The organism is Segatella copri, from assembly GCF_009494395.1.
Lineage (GTDB): Bacteria > Bacteroidota > Bacteroidia > Bacteroidales > Bacteroidaceae > Prevotella.
The window spans coordinates 14,121-33,831 of sequence record NZ_VZCB01000045.1; the positions used below are offsets into that span (position 1 = coordinate 14,121).

14 protein-coding genes are annotated in these 19,711 nt (G+C 49.1%); 4 read left to right on the top strand and 10 right to left on the bottom strand.

The genetic code is table 11. The annotated features are described in order from the left end of the window. The first annotated feature begins 159 nt into the window (after nucleotides 1-159). From F7D73_RS04710 to F7D73_RS04720, 3 genes are all read left to right on the top strand, one after another. Entirely contained in the window at nucleotides 160-3,114 is a 2,955-nt protein-coding gene (locus tag F7D73_RS04710; RefSeq protein ID WP_153122571.1) for a TIM-barrel domain-containing protein, read from the top strand. A 115-nt stretch (nucleotides 3,115-3,229) separates the two neighbouring features. Beyond that, a complete protein-coding gene (locus tag F7D73_RS04715) occupies nucleotides 3,230-5,701 on the top strand; it encodes a glycoside hydrolase family 2 TIM barrel-domain containing protein (protein ID WP_153122573.1) in 2,472 nt (823 codons plus the stop codon). 19 nt (nucleotides 5,702-5,720) lie between these two features. Continuing rightward, nucleotides 5,721-8,150 (top strand): TIM-barrel domain-containing protein, encoded by a 2,430-nt coding sequence (locus F7D73_RS04720; protein WP_153122575.1) that lies wholly within the window; start codon nucleotides 5,721-5,723, stop codon nucleotides 8,148-8,150. Nucleotides 8,151-8,282: 132 nt separating this feature from the next. On the opposite strand, the gene F7D73_RS04725 is transcribed toward F7D73_RS04720, so the two are convergent. Next, nucleotides 8,283-8,765 carry a low molecular weight protein-tyrosine-phosphatase gene (locus F7D73_RS04725; protein WP_153122577.1) on the bottom strand — a complete coding sequence of 161 codons (483 nt, stop codon included), beginning with the start codon at nucleotides 8,763-8,765 and terminating at the stop codon, nucleotides 8,283-8,285. Nucleotides 8,766-9,034: 269 nt separating this feature from the next. Further along, complete coding sequence (locus F7D73_RS04730; RefSeq protein ID WP_153122579.1) at nucleotides 9,035-10,363, bottom strand: inositol-3-phosphate synthase; 1,329 nt, start codon at nucleotides 10,361-10,363, stop codon at nucleotides 9,035-9,037. A gap of 210 nt (nucleotides 10,364-10,573) precedes the next feature. On the opposite strand from F7D73_RS04730, the gene F7D73_RS04735 reads away from it, so the two are divergent. Next, nucleotides 10,574-12,463, top strand: coding sequence for an SLC13 family permease (locus F7D73_RS04735; protein WP_153122580.1), 1,890 nt, complete (start codon nucleotides 10,574-10,576; stop codon nucleotides 12,461-12,463). Between the two features lie 112 nt (nucleotides 12,464-12,575). On the opposite strand, the gene F7D73_RS04740 is transcribed toward F7D73_RS04735, so the two are convergent. From F7D73_RS04740 to F7D73_RS04775, 8 genes are all read right to left on the bottom strand, one after another. Next, entirely contained in the window at nucleotides 12,576-13,172 is a 597-nt protein-coding gene (locus F7D73_RS04740) for a DNA-binding protein (RefSeq protein ID WP_153122582.1), read from the bottom strand. A gap of 301 nt (nucleotides 13,173-13,473) precedes the next feature. Next, nucleotides 13,474-13,662, bottom strand: a complete 189-nt coding sequence (locus tag F7D73_RS04745; protein WP_153122584.1) for a hypothetical protein — start codon at nucleotides 13,660-13,662, stop codon at nucleotides 13,474-13,476. 283 nt (nucleotides 13,663-13,945) lie between these two features. Next, nucleotides 13,946-14,170, bottom strand: a complete 225-nt coding sequence (locus F7D73_RS04750; RefSeq protein WP_228117631.1) for a DUF4248 domain-containing protein — start codon at nucleotides 14,168-14,170, stop codon at nucleotides 13,946-13,948. Nucleotides 14,171-14,236: 66 nt separating this feature from the next. Next, complete coding sequence (locus F7D73_RS04755; RefSeq protein WP_153122586.1) at nucleotides 14,237-15,337, bottom strand: CHC2 zinc finger domain-containing protein; 1,101 nt, start codon at nucleotides 15,335-15,337, stop codon at nucleotides 14,237-14,239. A gap of 18 nt (nucleotides 15,338-15,355) precedes the next feature. Further along, a complete protein-coding gene (locus tag F7D73_RS04760; protein ID WP_153122588.1) occupies nucleotides 15,356-16,678 on the bottom strand; it encodes a hypothetical protein in 1,323 nt (440 codons plus the stop codon). Nucleotides 16,679-16,891: 213 nt separating this feature from the next. Then, nucleotides 16,892-17,290, bottom strand: a complete 399-nt coding sequence (locus F7D73_RS04765) for a hypothetical protein (protein WP_153122589.1) — start codon at nucleotides 17,288-17,290, stop codon at nucleotides 16,892-16,894. A gap of 373 nt (nucleotides 17,291-17,663) precedes the next feature. Then, on the bottom strand, nucleotides 17,664-18,128 hold the full coding sequence (locus F7D73_RS04770) for a hypothetical protein (protein WP_153122591.1): 465 nt from the start codon (nucleotides 18,126-18,128) through the stop codon (nucleotides 17,664-17,666). Between the two features lie 45 nt (nucleotides 18,129-18,173). After that, the gene (locus F7D73_RS04775) at nucleotides 18,174-19,565 is read right to left on the bottom strand and encodes a hypothetical protein (protein WP_153122593.1); all 1,392 of its coding nucleotides are present in this window, start codon (nucleotides 19,563-19,565) and stop codon (nucleotides 18,174-18,176) included. Nucleotides 19,566-19,711 lie beyond the last annotated feature (146 nt).

The window sequence follows — 19,711 nt, forward strand, 5'->3', positions numbered from 1 at the left end:
TTTCTTGTTAACGAAAAGGGTATAAAATGTGGTAATTAACATTTTATACCCTATTTTGTTACATTTCCACATATTATTATCACTAAAAAAAAGTAATTTTGCAGGCAGATATTCAATCTAATAATCATAAGTTTAAAAAACTTGTATAAACAATATAGTATGAAGCTAACTAAGACGTTATTGATTTCAGCCGTTTTGCTGATGAGCGCTTCTGGGCTCCAGGCAGTAGGCTTTATTCAGAAAGGTAACTATCTTACCGTTCAATTGAAACAGCACCAAAATTTTGGTCCTAGTCAGATTCGCCTCCAGGTGGTGAGCGATAAGATTATCCGTGTGCAGGCTACTGCCGAGCAGGGATTCCGCGACAAGCAGAGTCTCATCATCGTGCCTCAGAATGGAAAGGCTAATTATAAGGTAGAGGAACAGGGCGAAAAGCTCATCATTACCACAGCCGCCATGCGCGCCGTGTTGAATGAGGCTACCGGTCAGATTACATTTTATGATCAGAAGGATCATGTGCTCCTCAACGAGGTGGCTCAGGGTGGAAAGACTTTCAAGCCTTTTACCGTTCCTGACCGTGAGATTGGCGTAGACATCGCCAAGGTTCCTGAATCACAGAAGCACGGATGGTCTTGGAGAGCCCTCTTCGATTCTCCAGACAACGAGGCCTTCTATGGTCTCGGTCAGCATCAGAGTGAGGAACTGAACATGAAGGGCAAGAACGAAGACCTCTTCCAGTATAATACGAAGGTGAGTGTGCCTTTCGTCATTTCCAACAAGAACTACGGTATTCTCTGGGATTCCTATTCTTATTGCCGTTGGGGTAATCCGGAAGATTATCTCCAGCTCAACCGTGCCTTCAAGCTTTACGACAAGGACGGAAAGGAAGGTCAGCTTACCGGTACTTACGTGGACAAGAACGGACAGAAGATTGTCCGTGGTGAAGACAGCATCTACTTTGAATATGCGATGCCTGAGGCTTCTGAAATCTGCAAAAAGACCGACAAGGGCGGTATCCAGAACCTGCCAAAGGGCTTTGCCCTGAATGGTTCCAAGGTGGTTTACGAGGGTTATGTGGAGGCTCCAACCAACAGTTTCTACCAGTTTATCCTCTACTATGCCGGCTACATGAAGATTTATATCGACGGCAAGCTGGTTGTGCCTGAGCGCTGGCGTACAGCCTGGAATCCTAATTCCTTCAAGTTTGAAACTCCAATCAAGAAGGGTGTAAAGACTCCTATCCGCATCGAGTGGCAGCCAGATGGCGACGTTTCCTACTGCGGTCTTCGCGTAGCTGCTCCTCGTTCAGAGGCAGAGAAGAACCAGCTGAGCATCTGGAGCGAAATGTCTCCTGACATGGATTACTACTTCATTGCCGGTCAGAACCTCGACGAGGTGATTTCGGGCTACCGTACGCTTACCGGCAAGGCTTCGCTCTATCCTAAGTGGACCCTCGGTTTCTGGCAGAGCCGTGAGCGCTATAAGAGCAGCAAGGACATCGAGGAGAACCTCAAGAAGTTCCGCGACCTGAAGATTCCTGTAGACAATATCGTTCAGGACTGGAACTACTGGAAGCTCGATTCATGGGGAAGCCATGAGTTTGAGGCTGCCCGTTATCCTAATCCGCAGGCGATGCTCGATAGCGTACATGCCATGAACGGAAGATTCATGATTTCCGTATGGCCTAAGTTCTACGATACCGTCAAGAACTATAAGGAACTCGACAGCAAGGGCTGGATGTATCATCAGGCTATCAAGGATGATATTCATGACTGGCTCGGCTTCCGTGGCTCTTTCTATGATGCTTATGATGCTGGTGCCCGCAAGATGTTCTGGCGCCAGATGGACGAGAATCTCTATACCAAGTATAAGTTCGGAATCGACGCATGGTGGATGGATGCTTCTGAGCCTAATGTTCGCGACTGTACCCCGATGTGGTACCGCAAGGCCCTTTCCGGTCCTACTGCCCTCGGTACATCAACCGAATATTTCAACGCTTACAGCATCGTGAATGCTGACGCCATCTATCATGGCCAGCGTAGCGTGAACCCTAATCAGCGTGTCTTCCTTCTTACCCGTTCGGGCTTTGCAGGCGAGCAGCGCTACAGCACGGCTACCTGGTCGGGCGATATTGCTACCCGTTGGGAGGACATGCGCGCTCAGATGACTGCCGGCTTGAACTATTCTATGGCGGGTCTTCCTTTCTGGGGAATGGACCAGGGTGGTTTCTGCGTAGAGAACCGCTACGTGGCTGCCCAGCAGGAGTTTGACAAGACCGGTAAGGAGAATGCCGACCTGAAGGAGTGGCGTGAGTTGCAGGCTCGCTGGAACCAGTTCGGCTGCTTCGTTCCGCTCTATCGCACCCACGGCCAGTGGCCTACCCGTGAGGTCTGGAATATTGCGCCAGCCGATCATCCGGCTTACAAGACCATCGTGGCTTACGACAAGCTCCGTTACCGTCTGATGCCTTACCTCTACAGTATGGCGGGTATGGTTCATTTCAAGGATTATACCATGATGCGTGGATTGGTGATGGACTTCAACGGCGATGATAATGTTTACGACATCAAGGACCAGTGGATGTTCGGTCCTGCCCTGATGGCTTGTCCTGTAGGCGAGTATCAGAAGTACAGCCGTAACGTTTATCTTCCTAAGCAGAAGGGCTGGTACGATTTCTATACCGGCAAGTATTATGCAGGTGGTCAGACCATCGTAGCCGATGCGCCATTCGAGAAGATTCCTGTCTTCGTACCAGAGGGTTCTATCCTTCCTGTTGGTCCAGAGATGGAGTGGAGCGACCAGAAGAAGGCTGAGCTCATCGACCTCTATGTCTATGCAGGCAAGGACGGTTCTTATACGCTCTATGAGGACGAGGGAACCAACTACAACTACGAGAAGGGCAAGTATGCTATGATAGACTTCAAGTATAATGATGCCCAGAAGACCCTGACCATTGGTGCTCGCAAGGGTTCATTCGCAGGAATGCTGCAGAAGCGTCGCTTCAACGTGATTCTGGTGAATGCCCAGAACAACCAGGGCGTTAACCTCGCCAAGGCTCCTAAGGGCAAGATGGTGAAGTATGCCGGTCAGGCAGTAACTGTAAAATTGAAGTAATCTAATCTCCCGCAGATTTCACAGATTACACAGATATTTGTAATTCTCTTTCAGGAAAGATGAATCTGTGAAAATCCGTGCAGTCTGCGGGACTTTTTTATATTGATAGGAAAGAATGAATAAGAAAATAATATTTAGCGTTGCCTTGATGAGCGGGCTTTTTGCTCTTCCGATGAGTGCCCGCGAACATCTGTCTTTTGATAAGGGCTGGCTTTTCACTCTGGCTGATTCTGCAGGAATGTGGAAAGCGGATTATGCTGACGCCCATTGGCGAAGCCTGAATCTGCCTCATGACTGGGCGATAGAGGGCGATTTCTCTCCAGGCAATCCTTCGGGAGCCGGCGGAGGCGCTCTGCCAGGCGGAATAGGATGGTACAGGAAGCATTTCTCCGTGAATCCTCATGAGAAGTACGACCGCTTTACCATCACTTTCGATGGGGTTTACATGAACTCTACCGTATACATCAACGGCCATCAGCTCGGAACCCGTCCTTACGGCTACAGTACTTTCGAGTACGACCTTACACCTTATATTAATAGGAAGGGTGATAATGTGATTGCCGTGAAGGTGGATAATAGCGACCAGCCTAACAGCCGATGGTATTCGGGCTGCGGAATCTATCGCCACGTCTGGCTCACCAAGACCATGAAGAAGGCTTACATTCCTCAATGGGGACAGTATGTTTCTACCACTCCTCAGGGTGATGTCAGGGTGAAGACGGATTTTGCAGCTTCCGGCAACAGGATGAAACTCTCTGTCCGTAACACCATCTATGATGCTGCAGGAAAGATTGTAGCAAAGAGTAAAGGTGATCAGGAACAGAAACTGCAGGTGAAGAATCCGCATCTCTGGGACATCGGAAAGGGATATCTCTATACCGTCAAGAGTGAGCTGGTTCTAAATGGGAAGGTGGTAGATGTAGCCACAACCACTACAGGCTTCCGTGATGTGAAGTTTGATGCCAGAAAGGGATTTTTCCTCAATGGCAGGAATATCAAGCTGAATGGAGTCTGCGAGCATCATGATTTCGGCTGTCTGGGTGCTGCCGTAAACGAGGATGCGATGCATCGCAAGCTCACCATCCTGCGCAGCATGGGCGTGAATGCCATCCGAAGCAGCCATAATCCTCCGGCTCCTGAACTCCTCAACATGTGCGATTCGATGGGAATCCTCGTCATGGACGAGAGTTTCGACATGTGGCGACGCAAGAAAACGAATGGCGACTACGCCCGATTCTTTGATGAATGGCACAAGCGCGACCTCTCTGACCTGGTGAAGCGCGACCGTAATCATCCTAGCATCATCATGTGGAGCATCGGCAACGAGGTGTTGGAGCAATGGTCGGATGCTGCGGCAGATACGCTTTCGCTGGAGCAGGCGAATCTGATTCTGAATGCAGGGCATGATGCTTCTACGCTGGCGCATAGCGATGAGCTGAGCGTGAATTCGCTCCTCACCCAGCACCTTGCCCAGATAGTCAAGGAGTATGATCCGTGGGGAACGCGACCAGTTACGGCTGGCTGTAATGAGCCTGACCCGAAGAACCATCTCTTCAAGAGTGGAGCCATCGACGTGATTGGGTTCAATTACCATCATCAATGGGTGAAGGATGTTCCGAAGAACTTCCCTGGCAAGCCTTTCATCATGTCGGAGAGTGTCTCTGCCCTGCAGACCCGCGGCTTTTACATGATGCCTAGTGACAGTATCTATTCGGCTCCTAAGGAGTGGTGGCTGCCTTACTGCGACCCTTCCTTCAAGTGCTCGGCTTATGATAATATGCATGCTTCATGGAGCTGCACGCACGAGGAGACATGGGATGTGGTGAAACATAATGATTTCGTGGGCGGACAGTTTATCTGGACCGGTTTCGATTATATAGGAGAACCTACTCCTTATGCTTATCCGGCACGAAGCAGCTACTTCGGAATCATAGACCTGGCAGGTCTCCCGAAGGACACTTATTTTATGTATCAGAGTGAGTGGACGCAGAAGAACGTGCTTCATCTCTTCCCTCATTGGAACTGGATTCCGGGACAGACCATCGACATGTGGTGCTATTACAACAACGCAGACGAGGTGGAACTCTTCGTGAACGGCAAGAGCCAGGGTGTTCGCAAGAAGACCGTCTATGGTGAGAAGAACGAGGGTGAAGCCTTCCGGAAGAGTACGGAATATCACGTGATGTGGCGAGTTGAGTTCCAGCCGGGCGAAGTAAAGGTGGTGGCAAGAAAGGGCGGCAAGCTGGTGGGCGAGCAGACCATCAGGACTGCGGGGGCTCCTCATCACATCGTCTTGAAGAAGACCTATCAGGGCAATCTGGCTTATGGCTCAGCAGAACCTACAACTTTCGTAGAAGTGAATGTGGTGGATAAGGACGGAAATCTCTGTCCGAATGCCGAGAACCAGATTTTCTTCTCTTCCGATGCTCAGATTCTGGGTACGGATAATGGTTGCCAGACCTCTCTGGAGCGTTTTACCGACCCTCATCGCAAGGCGTTCTTCGGCAAGTGCGTGGTGGTATTGAAGGGCAAGGGTAAGCTCCAGGCAAAGGCTGTTGACCTGAAGGAAGCGGCTTTGGAATTATAGAATAAAAAACTTTTGAATCATGAGAAAATCAATTTTAACCCTATGTGCCCTGAGCCTAGCGATGGCAGGCCAGGCACAGCTTAAAACTAATAATGGCATAGAATACTTACAATGCCAGGCGCCCGATGTTTCGGGCGATTTCAGCGATTTGGCAAATACTTATTTCCTTGCTGACAGCATCGCTGGCTTCGACCTGGACAAGGGTGAAGGACTGCTCAACTGGAAGCGTTACCGGCTGGCACCCCGACAGGCTTTCAACCTCAACGGTTATTGGCCGGTCAGGATGAAGATGCTCGATTTCCCCGACACGCAGTATGATAACGATCCAAACCTGAAAATCAGGATTCAGAAGATTGACGACCGAACCCTGCGCGTTACCGTCTTCACTTCGCCTATCGAACCTAAGATGGACGAGGCCAACGACCCGATGTTCTCGCCTGAGTTTATCTCCGGCAACTTCGGCAACGGGAACGCCCGCATGGGGAAGGGTAGATGGAACACGTCGGCGTCGGCACAAAGCATTATTTATAAAAACGGAAATGGAGAGCTGGAAATCCAGAAGTATCCGTTCCGATTGATACTTCGCGATGCGAAAGGAAAAATACTTACACAAACTCGACATATAATCGACAACGACAGTACGCAGGTAAAACTCCTGCCGTTTAATTTCATCAAGCGCGGAAGCGACAATTCGCGCAGCATCAACCCCGTCTTCATGCTTTCGCCGGGAGAGAGAATCTATGGTTGCGGAGAGAGTTTCACCTCGCTCAACAAGGTGGGGCAGAAGGTGAATATTTCCGTGGTAGACCCGCAGGGACCTGAAACCGACGGAATGTACAAGCCTGTGCCTTTCTATTTCTCCAATCGTGGATATGGAATATTTATGCATACTTCGGCTCCTACTACTGCCGATTTCGGAGCCAGCTACATCGGAGCACAACGCCTGTTTATGGGCGATGAGACGATGGACTTCTTCGTTTTCTTCGGAGAGCCAAAGGAGATTCTGGATAAATATACCAATGTGACGGGCAAGTCGCCGATGCTGCCTCTCTGGACTTTCGGTACCTGGATGAGCCGCATTTCCTACTTCTCGCAGAAAGAGGGACTGGAGATTGCCCATCAGCTGAGAGCCAACCGCATTCCTGCCGACGTGATTCATTTTGACACGGGATGGTTTGGCGTAGACTGGCAATGTGACTATGAATTTGCCAAGGACCGCTTCAAGGACCCGGTAGGAATGCTGAAGACCCTGAAGAAGGAAGGCTTCCATACCTGCTTGTGGCAGTTGCCTTACTTCACTCCGAAAAATCGTTACTTCCATGAATTGGTTGAAGGCGGAATGGCGGTAAGAAATGCCAACGGAACGCTCAATTACGAGGATGCTGTGCTCGACCTGAGCAATCCGAAGACCGTAAGCTGGTATCAGGACAAGATAGCCCATCTCATCAAGCAGGGAGTAGGCGTCATCAAGTGCGATTTTGGCGAGGCGGCTCCTTATGATGGTCTTTACGCCAGCGGCAAGACGGGCTTCTATGAGCACAATCTCTATCCTCTGCGTTATAATAAGGCACTCTGGGAAGCCGTGAAGGCAAATTCTGCCGACCATGAAGGCGTAATCTGGGCACGAAGTGCGTGGGCAGGAAGCCAGCGTTTTCCGCTCCATTGGGGTGGCGATGCGGCTACCAACGAGATTGGAAGCGTAGGAATGCTGGGCGATTTGCGAGGTGGCTTGAGTTTCGGATTGAGCGGTTTCTCTTTCTGGAGTCATGATATGGGTGGCTTTGTAACCCAGAGTCCTGACGATCTGTACCGTCGCTGGTTGCCGTTCGGTTTCCTGAGTTCCCATACCCGCGCTCATGGTGCGCCTCCTACCGAGCCATGGCTCATCAGCAAGGATTTTACGGATGCTTTCCGTGCCAATGCCGAGATGAAGTATCAGCTGATGCCTTATGTCTATGCGCAGGCTAAGGATTGTTCGGAGAAGGGCTTGCCGATGGTTCGTGCGCTCTTCGTTGAGTTCCCGCATGATGCAGGTGCCTGGCTGGTAGAGGATGAGTACATGTATGGTTCCCAGCTGCTGGTGGCTCCGCTCCTGGAGTCGGGCAGTAGCCGTACGGTTTATTTGCCTAAGGGTAAATGGATTGATTATCAGAGCGGTAAGGTTTACGAGGGTGGCTATCAGGAGATTTCCATCCCTACGGCTCAGGAGGTGAAGGCTTATGCTGAGGCTTCGGGCTCGGCAACAGTTTCCCAGCCTCTTCCTTGCATCATTCTGGTCAAGGATGGCAGCTTGATTCCTCAGGTTCCTGTGGCTCAGAGCACGGACAAGATTAATTGGAGCAAGCTCTCATGGCGTCCGTTCAAGGCTGATGCAGCCGAATGCGTAGGCTATCTTTATCTGCCGGGAAGCGAGAAGATTGCAATCGTGTTTTATGATTCTATCATTTGAAAAAATGCTATCATAAAAAATATTATTTTAAAAAATGCTATCATAAAAAAAATCCTTCGGAAGTAATGCGATGTTTACTTCCGGAGGACTTTTTTTTGTAGATGATAGTATGATTAATATGTTGTATCTTTTTTACTCGATGATGCTTTGCAGCAACCCCTGGCAGGCATCTTCCAATAGGGTGATGACCAGTTCAAAATCGCCCATGTCGCCATAATATGGGTCGGGAACGGTGGTGTATTCGCGATGGTGGGTCAGGAAATCGGCCATCCGGACCACTTTGTCCTTGTCTGCCTGGCAGGAAGCCATGGAGGTAATGGCACGGTAATTCTCATTATCCATCACCACGATGGTTTCGAATCTTCCGAAATCTGACTTCTGGAACTGGCGGGCGTGACTGTTGAAATTATATCCGTGTTCAGCGCCACATTTCCTCATGCGGCTGTCAGGCAGCTGCCCCACGTGCCAGTTTCCGATTCCGGCAGAATCGATTTCTAATTCATCTGCCAGTCCAGCCTTTTCTACCAGGCTCTTCATGATGCCCTCACCGGCTGGCGAACGGCAAATGTTGCCGAGGCAAATAAATAAAACGGTATGTTTACCTTTCTTTGTCATAAATTCTTTGTTAAAATGTTTACTGAACTTGTGAAACTTGAAATGTTTATTTTAGCATTAAATCTGCATCCATCTAATTTGCCTGCAAAGTTAGCATAAATCTCCGTATTATCCAAGGTTTTTCCTTTCTTTTTGGTTTTCTTCAGCTGAACTTTCGTAAGTTCTGTCTGTAAAAATAATAAATCTGTACTGTTTTTCTTCCGATGAAAAAAATCCCGATAAAGAACTGGATTTGTCTTTATCGGGAAAAATATCGGGGGAAAATATTTTTAGTCGATTTCCTCGTCTGCCTCATAACCGCCCATCTCGCGGATGGCATTCTTCAGCATGGTGTACTGCTGGTAGAGGTTGTTCACAGCCTCTTCACCCTGGGTGTAATCGTGCATTGGCGCCTTGAGGAAGAAGCTCAGGAAGCGCTGAATGCCGTAACGGCCCGCACGGGCTGCAAGGTCGCTCAACAGGCAGAGGTCGAGCAGCAATGGAGCGGCAAGGATGGAGTCGCGGCACAGGAAGTTGATCTTGATCTGCATTGGATAACCCATCCAGCCGAAGATGTCGATGTTGTCCCAACCCTCCTTGTTGTCGTTGCGAGGAGGATAATAGTTGATGCGAACCTTGTGATAATACTGAGTGTCCTCATCGTTGCCATGGCCGTAGAGGTCTGGCTGGACTTCTGGCTTCAGGATAGTCTCAAGGGTAGAGAGCTTGCTCACCTCCTTGGTATGGAAGTTGGCTGGCTCATCGAGAACGAGACCGTCGCGGTTGCCCAGAATGTTGGTAGAGAACCAACCGTTCAAGCCGAGGCAGCGGGTGCCGATGATAGGAGCAAAACCACTCTTCACGAGAGTCTGACCAGTCTTGAAGTCCTTGCCTGCGATAGGCATGTGAGTCTTCTCAGCGAGTTCCCACATGGCAGGAATGTCAACCGTTGTGTTAGGAGCACCCATGATGAAAGGAGCACCCTCGGTAAGGGCTGCATAAGCGTAGCACATGGATGGAGCGATGTGCTGGCGGTCGTCAGCCTTCATCGCAGCCTCGAGAGCTGCCAATGAGCCGTGGATTTCCATATCTACCGGTACGTAGATTTCTGTAGAAGCAGCCCAGGCTACGACGATGCGGGAGCAGCCGTTCTTCTCCTTGAAGTCGCGGATGTCCTGGCGCAGAGCCTCCACCATCTCCCAGCGGGTCTTGCAGTCCTTCACGTTGTCTCCATCCAGACGCTTGGCGTAGTTCTTGTCGAAGGCAGCCTTCATTGGAACCACCTGCTCCAGTTCCTCGCGCACAGGGTTGATGTCCTTCTCCTTCAGAACCTCGGCATACATAGCAGCCTGGTAAGCATTCTGAGGATAAACATCCCAAGTGCCGAATACGATGTCGTTGAGATCTGCCATAGGCACGATGTCCTTGTAGTGAAGATACTTCTTGTCTGCACCCTTGCCCACGCGAATCTTATCGTATTGAGTCATTGAACCAACTGGCTTTGCAAGTCCCTTGCGAGCCATAAATACACCAGTCATGAATGTAGTAGAAACTGCACCACAACCTACAACCATGATACCCAGCTTGCCATCAGCTGGTTTAACCTTGTTTTGTTCCATTATCTAAAAAAAATTAATGTATTGTTAAGTCTTCTAATTCTATTGTTCAGTATGTCTATCTGGATTGCAAAGGTAAGGAAAACTGATGGATTAATTGCAGTTTTTTGGAAATATCTGCAATAAATTTAGAAATATTAGCATTAGAATGATAAAAAAAACGATAAAAAGTAAGTATCTTTGCAGAAGATTCATTTTAAATTCTTTCATAGCATGACAATAACGCTTATTATATTAATCATTACGGTTGCCATGTTTATATGGGGCAGAGTGAGAGCTGATATTGTGGCTCTTACTGCCTTGGCAGCACTTTTAGTTCTCGGAATCCTGACGCCGGCAGAAGCTCTTGCCGGCTTCTCTTCGCCCATCGTCATCATGATGATAGGCCTCTTCGTGGTGGGTGGAGCCATCATGCAGACCGGCCTTGCCAAGCTGACGGGCAATAAGCTGATGGCGCTCTCCCGTGGCAACGAAACCGTTACCTTCCTCCTCGTGATGCTCGTAACCTCCTTTATCGGAGCCTTCGTGAGCAATACCGGAACCGTGGCGCTGATGATGCCTATCATCATGAGTCTGGCTGCGGGTTCGGGAATGCAGTCGTCGCGATTCCTCATGCCCCTTGCCTTTGCCGGAAGCCTGGGCGGAATGCTCACGCTCATCGGTACGCCGCCCAACCTGGTCATCGACGAGGTGCTTACTGAGGCTGGATTCAAGCCGCTGGCTTTCTTCTCCTTCTTCCCAGTGGGAATCATCGTCATCGCCATCGGAATCATCGTCCTCATGCCCCTGAGCAAAATCTTTCTCAGCAAGAAGCAGAACGGTAAGAAAAAAAACAACGGCAAGTCGCTCGATGACCTGGTAGACGAATACCAGCTGCTCGACAACCTGCATCGCTACATCGTGCCAAGCAAGCGCACGGCTGCAGCCATCGATGAGAATGGGCAGATGATGGACATCGTGGGCAAGACCCTCAAGGACCTCAGCATTCAGAAGAAATATGGCGTGAGTATCATCGAGATAAGAAACGAGAAGAAATCGCGACTGGGACTCGTGAAGGACGTCAACCAGAACATGGCGAAGAGCAGCAGCACCATCGCCGTGCACGACACCTTATATATAATGGGTGATGAGGAGAAGATTGAACGGTTTGCGCAGGATTACGACCTGAGGAAGATGAAGGACGTGAAGATTGATTTCTACGACCTGGGACTGACCGAGATAGTAGTAATGCCTACTTCCAATTTTGCCGGATTGCGAATTGGAGATGCTAACCTGCGCAAGCGCTTCGGCATCAACGTGCTGGGCGTGAAGCGTGGCGGAAGCTCTTCTGACGGCAAGGTGGGCAAGGAATATATTACCGACAATCTGATAGCCACCAAGCTGCATGTGGGCGATATGCTCCTGGTGCAGGGAGAGTGGACCAATCTGGCTCATCTTACGGCAGATACCACCAACTGGGTGGTGCTGGATCAGCCGGAGAAGACGGCAGACAAGGTGCTCCTGGACTACAAGGCGCCTGTGGCTGCAGCCATCATGCTCTTGATGATAGCGATGATGGTGTTCGACTTCATCCCCGTGGCTCTGGTTACGGCGGTCATCATCGCCGGACTGCTTACCGTCTTTGCCGGATGCTTCCGCAACGTGGAAGCAGCCTACAAGACCATCAACTGGGAGAGCATCGTGCTGATTGCCGCCATGATGCCGATGTCTACGGCGCTTGAGAAGACGGGAGCTTCGGCATTGGTTTCGCAGGGGCTGGTAGACAGTCTCGGCTCGATGGGACCGACGGCTCTGCTGGCAGGCATCTACTTCACAACTTCTCTGATGACGATGTTTATCAGCAATACCGCTACGGCTGTGTTGATGGCTCCTATCGCCCTGGTGGCAGCCCAGCAGGTGGGCGTGAGTCCTTATTCCTTCCTCTTTGCGGTAACGTTGGGTGCCAGCATGTGCTTTGCCTCTCCGTTCTCCACTCCGCCTAATGCGCTGGTGATGAAGGCGGGTGGCTATACGTTCATGGACTACGTGAAGGTAGGTTTGCCGTTGCAGATCATCATCGGCGTGGTGATGACCTTCGTGCTTCCGCTCCTGTTCCCGTATTGATTTTACTTCAATCAATTCCCTCATTTGCGAAATGCTGGAAAAAGATAATCCCCAATCTCTTGGTGCTCCCGATGAGCCCGAGGATTGGGGATTTTCTATCTTGGTAGTAGGACTACAGGCCTACGTCTCCGCCAGCGTCTCCACCGCTGGTGCCACCGCCTTCGGTATTGCCTGAGCCGCCGCCTTCGGTATTGCCTGAACCGCCGCCTTCGGTATTGTCGGAGCCACCGTTGGTTCCACCGCCGTTAGGATCCTTGTCCGGGTCTTCCACGTTGCCGCCATCGCCCGAAGTAACGTTCTTCACCACCTTGCCGTTTCGGTCGATACAGGTAATCTGGATAGGAGTTCTCTGCAGCTCATCCTTGATATCCACGTTTGGGGTGAAGATAACTCTGCGGGTGGTGATGAGGCTACCTGCCACCTCACCCACGGTAGCCACACTCTTGGCTCGCACGCCGAATCTCATGGTTCCCAACCCCGGGATGGCTACGGAGTGTCCTTCGGTAGACCATGCCTTGATTACTTCGCCGGCAGCATCCCAGCATGCCTGCATCACGCCGCGGCTCACGCCACTTCTCAGAGCCGCCTCCTTGATAACCTTGCTCTCCGGGAGCTTGTTGTAAAGCTCGGTACTGAGAACGTAACGATACTTACCTTTCAACTCACCCACCTGGATGAGGGTTTCCTTTGCTTTCAAATTAATTGCCATAATCTTCTTGAATTTTAAATTGTTAATAAATTGATAAAAAATAATTATAAAGCTTTCCCCCCTTTCAGGGCGTGCCCATCTAGCCCCCTTCCAGCCCGCCTTCTAGCCCCCGTTCTTGCCGAGTCAGAAAAGGAGCGCAAGGCTCGTAGCCCCCTTCCAGCCCTCTTCTAGCCCCCGTTCTTGCCGAGCCAGAAAAGGAGCGCAAGGCTCGTAGCCCCCTTCCAGCCCCCTTCTAGCCCCCGTTCCCAGCGATTCCATCGCTGGTCCCCCCTAGGCGTTCCGGCGTTTTTGCAAACCATCTTCACCTGATGGTGATGGTTGGCACGAAGTGCGAAGAGTCGGCTCGCGTGGTGATATTGTTCTCCTGCTGCTGCCTCTGGTTCTTCCCGATCACGAGACCCGCGGTACACGAGCTGGTGAGGAAGGTGACGATGGCAGAGCATACGGCCACGATGAGATACTTGATGAATGCCTTCATATTTGGGTTCATACGCTTCTCTTGCCCCCTATTAACTTCCCGTCTTCTTCTCGAAAGAAGAAAGAGAAGGACTCGTATCAGGGCTTGGAGTCGAGGTTGATAACTTGATGCATTTGGGATAATCTTATCCGGAATATCTCCCAGATGCCTTTTTTCATTTTTCCAACTGGAGAAATATTTTTCTCCAACTAGGAAAGTGATTTTCCAGCGCTTTCTGAATCACGATGCAAAGATACGAAATCCCCCACAGTCAGTTGGGCGATGGCATGTGAAGCCGTGCGATAGCGGAACATTTTTATGGTTCCCCCAGGTATTCCACGATGGCCTTCACCTGCTTGGGCGAGAAAGCCTTGCAGGTCTTGTGGTACCCCATCGCCAGGAGTTCATTCCATAGCGGGGTGCAGAGATGGATCCATGCCATCAGATGGTTGACGGCTGTGCGTGGATAACTCTCGGGAAAGTACATCAGGGCAAGTTCCTTCTTGGTGTACATACGAATCTTGAAATCATCTATCATCATAATTCAATTTACATTAAAAAATCAATTTGCATAAAAAATACTAAACTCGGTTTTTACCTACACGCCCTAGTAAGGGCAGAAGCTTTCCAGATAATACTCGCTGAAATCCTTGCAGCCTGGGGGCAACTGATGATGAACCAGATGGGGGAGAATCTCCCTGAGTTGCAGGAAGAGGCTTTCGCCGGGCGCATCCTGATCAGGAAACATGTGGAATTCCACCTGATATTGCCGCTCGATATCAGCCAGCAGCTGCTTATCCTCGGGTTTGAGAAGCGTGGCCGACGGAATGGCTATCGCCTTATGTCCGGCAGAAAGCATCGCCCAGCAGTCGCTGCATCCCTCCGTAATAAACAGCCTCTCGCCCGGCTTCAGCATCTTCACCACGGGAAGATTATAGATGCTGCATCGGGCACCATAGGGAAAGCGGAATCGGGGAGCCATCGGTTCCGTCTGATGTGAACCCTCCGTCTGATGTGAACCCTCCGTCTGAAATGAACCCTCCGCCTGATGTGAAGGAGAATCTGTGTCATCTGTGAAATCTGTGGGCGTTTTTTCCGCAGCCACCCCCTTTGCCTGGGTGGGCGTCTTCCTGTAATCGAGGTTTCTGTTCTGAATCCCAATCAGCTTTCCCTCCGTGCTGAAGTATGGAATCTGCAGCCAGTTCACACCATCCCTATCCGTCCAGGATGTCAATCTGCACCAATTCACCACTCGCCAGTCAATCTTCCTCTCTTCGAACAGGAACCTCCTTGCCGCCTCGTTCAGCCACGGATGCTCAAAGAATCTCGCATACCTGCTCGCATCAAAGGAGGAGGATTTTCCCGAAGAGGAACCATTGGCAGAAGAGGCTTCGGAGGAAGGGGAAGAGGCTGAACCCTCTCTCTTCCTGTCATCCTCCAGGTAAACCTGATGCTCCTCGGCGAGCCATCGGCAGGCCGAGAGGAAATCCTTCCCCAGGTATTTCATCACAAGGTCGATGGTGCCCACGGAATTACCCATGCAGACATAGCAGCGGCAGCTGTTCTTCCTCGTGTTGAACGAGAGGCTGGCGTGATGGTCATCATGAAAGGGGCAGAGTGCCTTGTGGTGCTCCACCTTTATCCCCATCTGCTCCGCAACCCTCTCTATCGGCAGGTCGCGGAGCTTTTGAATCTCATATTTCTCCATAAAAACTATTTTTTTACTTTATCCCTTATCCTTTCCCGCCGGCATTCCCGTCAGATATTCTCTTGTCTTCGTATAAAGCCCCGTCTGAGCAGAATAGGTGATGAATTTGCGGTTCTTCCATACGTTAAGCTGATGCTTGGTGCCCTCCTTGCTCTTGCCAAGGCTCAAGCGGAGAGCCTCCAGCTGTAGCTCGTTGAATGATACTTCCAGATGGTCAAGCATATTCTTGGGACCGGTTTTCTGCACCTCCTCCTGCACATCGCCACACTTGAACATGTCGCCAAATACCTTCACTTTCGACCACAAGTCATAATAGCAGAACCATACCACGAAGTCCCCGATGGAGCGTGTCCACGTCTGGTCGTTCAGAATCCATAGCACGGCTCCCTTCTTCCATGCCGAAAAGATGCTGCGGTGGGAAAGCTCCCAGAGCATGTCATCATCGGCAAGATCGGCAAGCCTTGCCATTTCTTCTGCCAGCTGGTCGGCCACCTTGTTGAGCTTCTTCACCACAAAACTGCCCTTACAGTTGTCCAGGCGCAGCAGATAGCTGTCCATCTTCTTCAGAAATTCCGCATCATACGTTCCCTGTCGTGGAATCTTGCCACTACGCTCGCCACGAGCCTTGTAGGCGAAAGGGATACGACCGAAGAAACCATTGGTGAGGTCTTTCTTGTAGAACTGTCGGGCAGCCTCGGGGGTAGAAGTGAAGGTGAGGTTCACCCTGAGCACGGGATTGCCCGTTACGCCATCTGCCGTGGCGCGCAGGGCTCCGGCACGCTGACGGTCGTAGATGTTTCTTACCATCTGGCTTACCTGCTTATGGCCGCCACACATTCTATCCGCCATTTCAACTTCGGGCAGATTGATGTATTGCGTGCGCTCGCCCAGTTTTTCGCACGCCATGGCATTCTGGATAAAGGCAGGATTGGTGACATCGGCTGGTGGAAACCAGAAACTCACGTCCGGACGTTCGGGCTTTTCCTTGTTGGCGCCCTTGGTCTTCATCTGTCGCTGCCAGTCCACGAGTTTTTTGAACTCAGTCTCATCATGCTTGCGAAAAGTGCGCATGATAGCCTCTACCAAATGCCCCAATTGTGCCTTTCCGATACCCGAAGGACCAATCAAATGCCCCATCTGGCCGCACATTTCATAATATTTGTTGTCGGAATACATGAATCTTACATCCGTGAGATGAGCGGCAAGAGCCGGAATTGCCATCGGAATGAGCACTTCACGCATGTCTTTTGATGCCTGCGATAGGGCAAATTTCACAAATTCTGTGCCTTTGCAGGGTTTGGGCATCGCCGGAGCGGTATTGCTGAAAATGTTGTAAATCATTGCTTTTTAGAGAATTAAATTAAAAACTTGATGTTGTTTTCTGATTGCCGCAGTCTCAGTCTCAGAGTCTCAGTTATTTTTCATGTGGTCTCGCTTTCTATATATGTTATATATAACTAATTAATAATCAATAAGTTATAAATGCTTAAGAAGCGGGTTCGAAGTTGGATTGTGACATTTATCCTAACTGAGACTGAGACGTGAGACTCCGTGTTATCTGTTATCACTCTTGCTGCAAATGCAGAGAAGCTCGTTGGCGGCTCCTCGGCAGAATTCCTCGAAGGTGAAAAAATTCTTGAACTGAGGTCTGCGGTTGAAGGTAGGGTAGAGCGTACCGTCATTCTTGCGGTTCACGTTGATGTAAGTTCCTTCATACACGTGTGGATTTCTCTGCACCACCTTCTCATTCTTCTTCTCGGAGTCGTTTTGCACGAATGTGAAGTGGTCTTCTCCGTCGTGCGTGATGGCTCCGTCCAGATACTCGCCAATGCCCAGGCGTCCAGGCTTGCGGGTTATCAACTTGAGGTCGATACCCAACTCTGTGTTGGGGTAGAATCCCTTTTCTTTCTTACTTGAACTTTCGTCCATATTGCCATTTAATACTGTATTCATTTTTATTTGAGTATTAAATAAGCCTCTCTGGTACGATGACGTTCGAAGAGGTATCCCCGTCATCTTTTTCTAGTACCATCATTCCCCATTTCGTGATTTGCAACTCGCCTGATGGGTAGTCATCTTGTTGTCAGATGACGGGTGCAAAGATAAGGCGAAAACCCCTGGTATCAATGCTTTTCAAAAAGGCCTTCTCCGATGTTCTCTAAAGTTCTCCAAAGTTCTCTGTTTTTCTCTGATATTCTCTCTACGTATAATCGCATTTTTGTCATAGGGGTACAAAAAAGCGACCGATACCTGAACAAAAATCAAGTATCGGTCGCTATCAGTAGGTATCGGTCTCTATCAGGAAAGTACCAGTCGCTATCGTCTTCTAGTCCTTATTATAATATTTACAGAAAGTCTTGTATCCGAACCCTCCTTTCTCAATCGGCATACCCATGCGTATCAATTCTTCATGGGCATTTTTTGTGTTTTGTGGCAGCAGCACCTTGCCCTCCTTTTTCAGTATGTTTAGTCTCTTGCAGATTTCCTGCACGTCAAATTGCTTTACCAGTCTCTCCACTTCTCTATGCACCTGCCATCCTTCATCTTCTTCCAGTGCAGGATGCACAAAATGGAAGAGTTCCTTCTGAAATCCTTCTCCTGCAGCTTCATTGGCTTCATTAGCTTTTTCTCTCACCTCTGCCTCGTAATTCTCTCCCGTCACCTCTGTTTCTTCAGCAAAAAAATCCTTTGCAATCTGCATCATCTGTTGTGTAGTCAGATTGCCATGGATATTCAGCTCTTTGTGCTGGTTGTTGTAAATAACATTGCCTGCATAATAATTATTACTCATATTTCTTCCTTTTTTTTTTAATATTCTTGTAATATTTTAGTATGTCTAGAATTCTGTTGGCAGCAGAGATGAATTCCCTTCTTCCGGGTGGTCAAGATGCAGATGCTTACTATGAACATCAAACGTAGAACTTCCTGCGTGATAGTGCTCTGCCTGAACCGTAGGCTTCTTTGCTACCTCTTTTAAAGCCTCCGTCTGTTCCTTGATGGCATTAATCTGTAGACCTTGTCTTGCCTCTTCAGAAAGGAAACGCTCAGTCATATTGTCAACCCGAAGTTTATATTCAGGGGGTAAATATGAAATCTCGTGGTAGATGAATCTCTGCAAAACCTCAACATCTTCTCGTCTGGCTAGAGTTTGGCTGTACTTAATGATTGTATCAATAAGGTAGTTTTCCTTCTGGCTTGATAGAGATGGGGTAGGGGAAAAGCTGTTTGTCGGCAGCCCCAAATGAGTGCGCAGACGGTCTCTAATCGCGAAAGCGGTAAGCAATTGGCGAAACTTATCCAATGGAATGCGTGTGTAGTGAGCACGTATCAGCATTGCAACCTCATCATCATTGGAATAAGGAGCCAATGCCGGAATATTGGAAAGTTCTGTCTCTAAATCTTCCAACCATGACATCATTTTCAAATTATCTGGTTTATGACAGTCGGCCCCCTTTAAGTGCAGCCAATCATGCCATGCCCTTTCTGCTTCATGAGTGGATAGTAGATGGGGAAGCCAACTTTCGCGAAGCTTCTTCAGGCGACCCTCATTGCATAAACCGGTCAATAAGTGTTCTAGTTCATTCGCCATATAGCGCATCTTGTCGCCCTTTTTTGCTTCCATAGCTTTTATGATATTCTCTATTCCCTCCTTCGCTTCGTACCATAGAGCATATTTTCCCATTGTTGTTAAAGTCTCTGTGTATTCCAGAAGTTCTTCTTTGTCATCAGTAGTAACTGTTTCATGTTGCAGAATATCTTTCATCATCATCACAGCATCTTCTACGCATAAAAACTCCTCTGTCATAGGAAATATAGGTAGGAGCGGCTCCCATTCTTTCCAATGATCTTTATGCAAGATGGGCACAATTGGAGTAGAATCAGTTTCTGCTTCAACAAAAAAATAGCCCTCTGTAGAAATTATAACCTCCTTAACCTGAGCGCGGAAATAACCCCGTCCGCTGGTTGTCAATGCAGCCTGAGCCAATGATTTATATTTTTCTCTATTACGTACATAGCCTGCCTTCCGACTCGCAAAGCGCGCAACAAAAGCTTCTTCATCAGTTTCGTTAGTGGGTTCGGGTTTTACTGAAATATAGGGGTGTTTCCTGTCCAGCATGGTCAGAAATTCAATTGTTTTTTGTTGTTCTTGTGCAGTCATATCCTCACCTTTTACGTGGGTAGAATTTACTGCATATTGTACCCCAACTATTTTTATTAAATCTCCCATTGGTTGTTATTTTAGATTTTTGGAAAGCTGAATTTAGTTATTACGGCCGTCCGAAGTACAAAGTTACAAAATAAATTCCTATTAGCATTAAAATGTAACATTTTTAACATTATTCGTAATAAAAAACTAAATTTTACCCTTTTTGT

Excerpts from the sequence above, each read along its gene's own strand:
- F7D73_RS04775 (WP_153122593.1), bottom strand. The coding sequence starts at position 19,565 with ATGGGAGATTTAATAAAAATAGTTGGGGTACAATATGCAGTAAATTCT.
- F7D73_RS04720 (WP_153122575.1), top strand. The coding sequence starts at position 5,721 with ATGAGAAAATCAATTTTAACCCTATGTGCCCTGAGCCTAGCGATGGCA.
- F7D73_RS04760 (WP_153122588.1), bottom strand. The coding sequence starts at position 16,678 with ATGATTTACAACATTTTCAGCAATACCGCTCCGGCGATGCCCAAACCC.
- F7D73_RS04770 (WP_153122591.1), bottom strand. The coding sequence starts at position 18,128 with ATGAGTAATAATTATTATGCAGGCAATGTTATTTACAACAACCAGCAC.
- F7D73_RS04730 (WP_153122579.1), bottom strand. The coding sequence starts at position 10,363 with ATGGAACAAAACAAGGTTAAACCAGCTGATGGCAAGCTGGGTATCATG.
- F7D73_RS04735 (WP_153122580.1), top strand. The coding sequence starts at position 10,574 with ATGACAATAACGCTTATTATATTAATCATTACGGTTGCCATGTTTATA.
- F7D73_RS04750 (WP_228117631.1), bottom strand. The coding sequence starts at position 14,170 with ATGATGATAGATGATTTCAAGATTCGTATGTACACCAAGAAGGAACTT.
- F7D73_RS04755 (WP_153122586.1), bottom strand. The coding sequence starts at position 15,337 with ATGGAGAAATATGAGATTCAAAAGCTCCGCGACCTGCCGATAGAGAGG.
- F7D73_RS04715 (WP_153122573.1), top strand. The coding sequence starts at position 3,230 with ATGAATAAGAAAATAATATTTAGCGTTGCCTTGATGAGCGGGCTTTTT.
- F7D73_RS04745 (WP_153122584.1), bottom strand. The coding sequence starts at position 13,662 with ATGAACCCAAATATGAAGGCATTCATCAAGTATCTCATCGTGGCCGTA.
- F7D73_RS04725 (WP_153122577.1), bottom strand. The coding sequence starts at position 8,765 with ATGACAAAGAAAGGTAAACATACCGTTTTATTTATTTGCCTCGGCAAC.
- F7D73_RS04765 (WP_153122589.1), bottom strand. The coding sequence starts at position 17,290 with ATGAATACAGTATTAAATGGCAATATGGACGAAAGTTCAAGTAAGAAA.
- F7D73_RS04710 (WP_153122571.1), top strand. The coding sequence starts at position 160 with ATGAAGCTAACTAAGACGTTATTGATTTCAGCCGTTTTGCTGATGAGC.
- F7D73_RS04740 (WP_153122582.1), bottom strand. The coding sequence starts at position 13,172 with ATGGCAATTAATTTGAAAGCAAAGGAAACCCTCATCCAGGTGGGTGAG.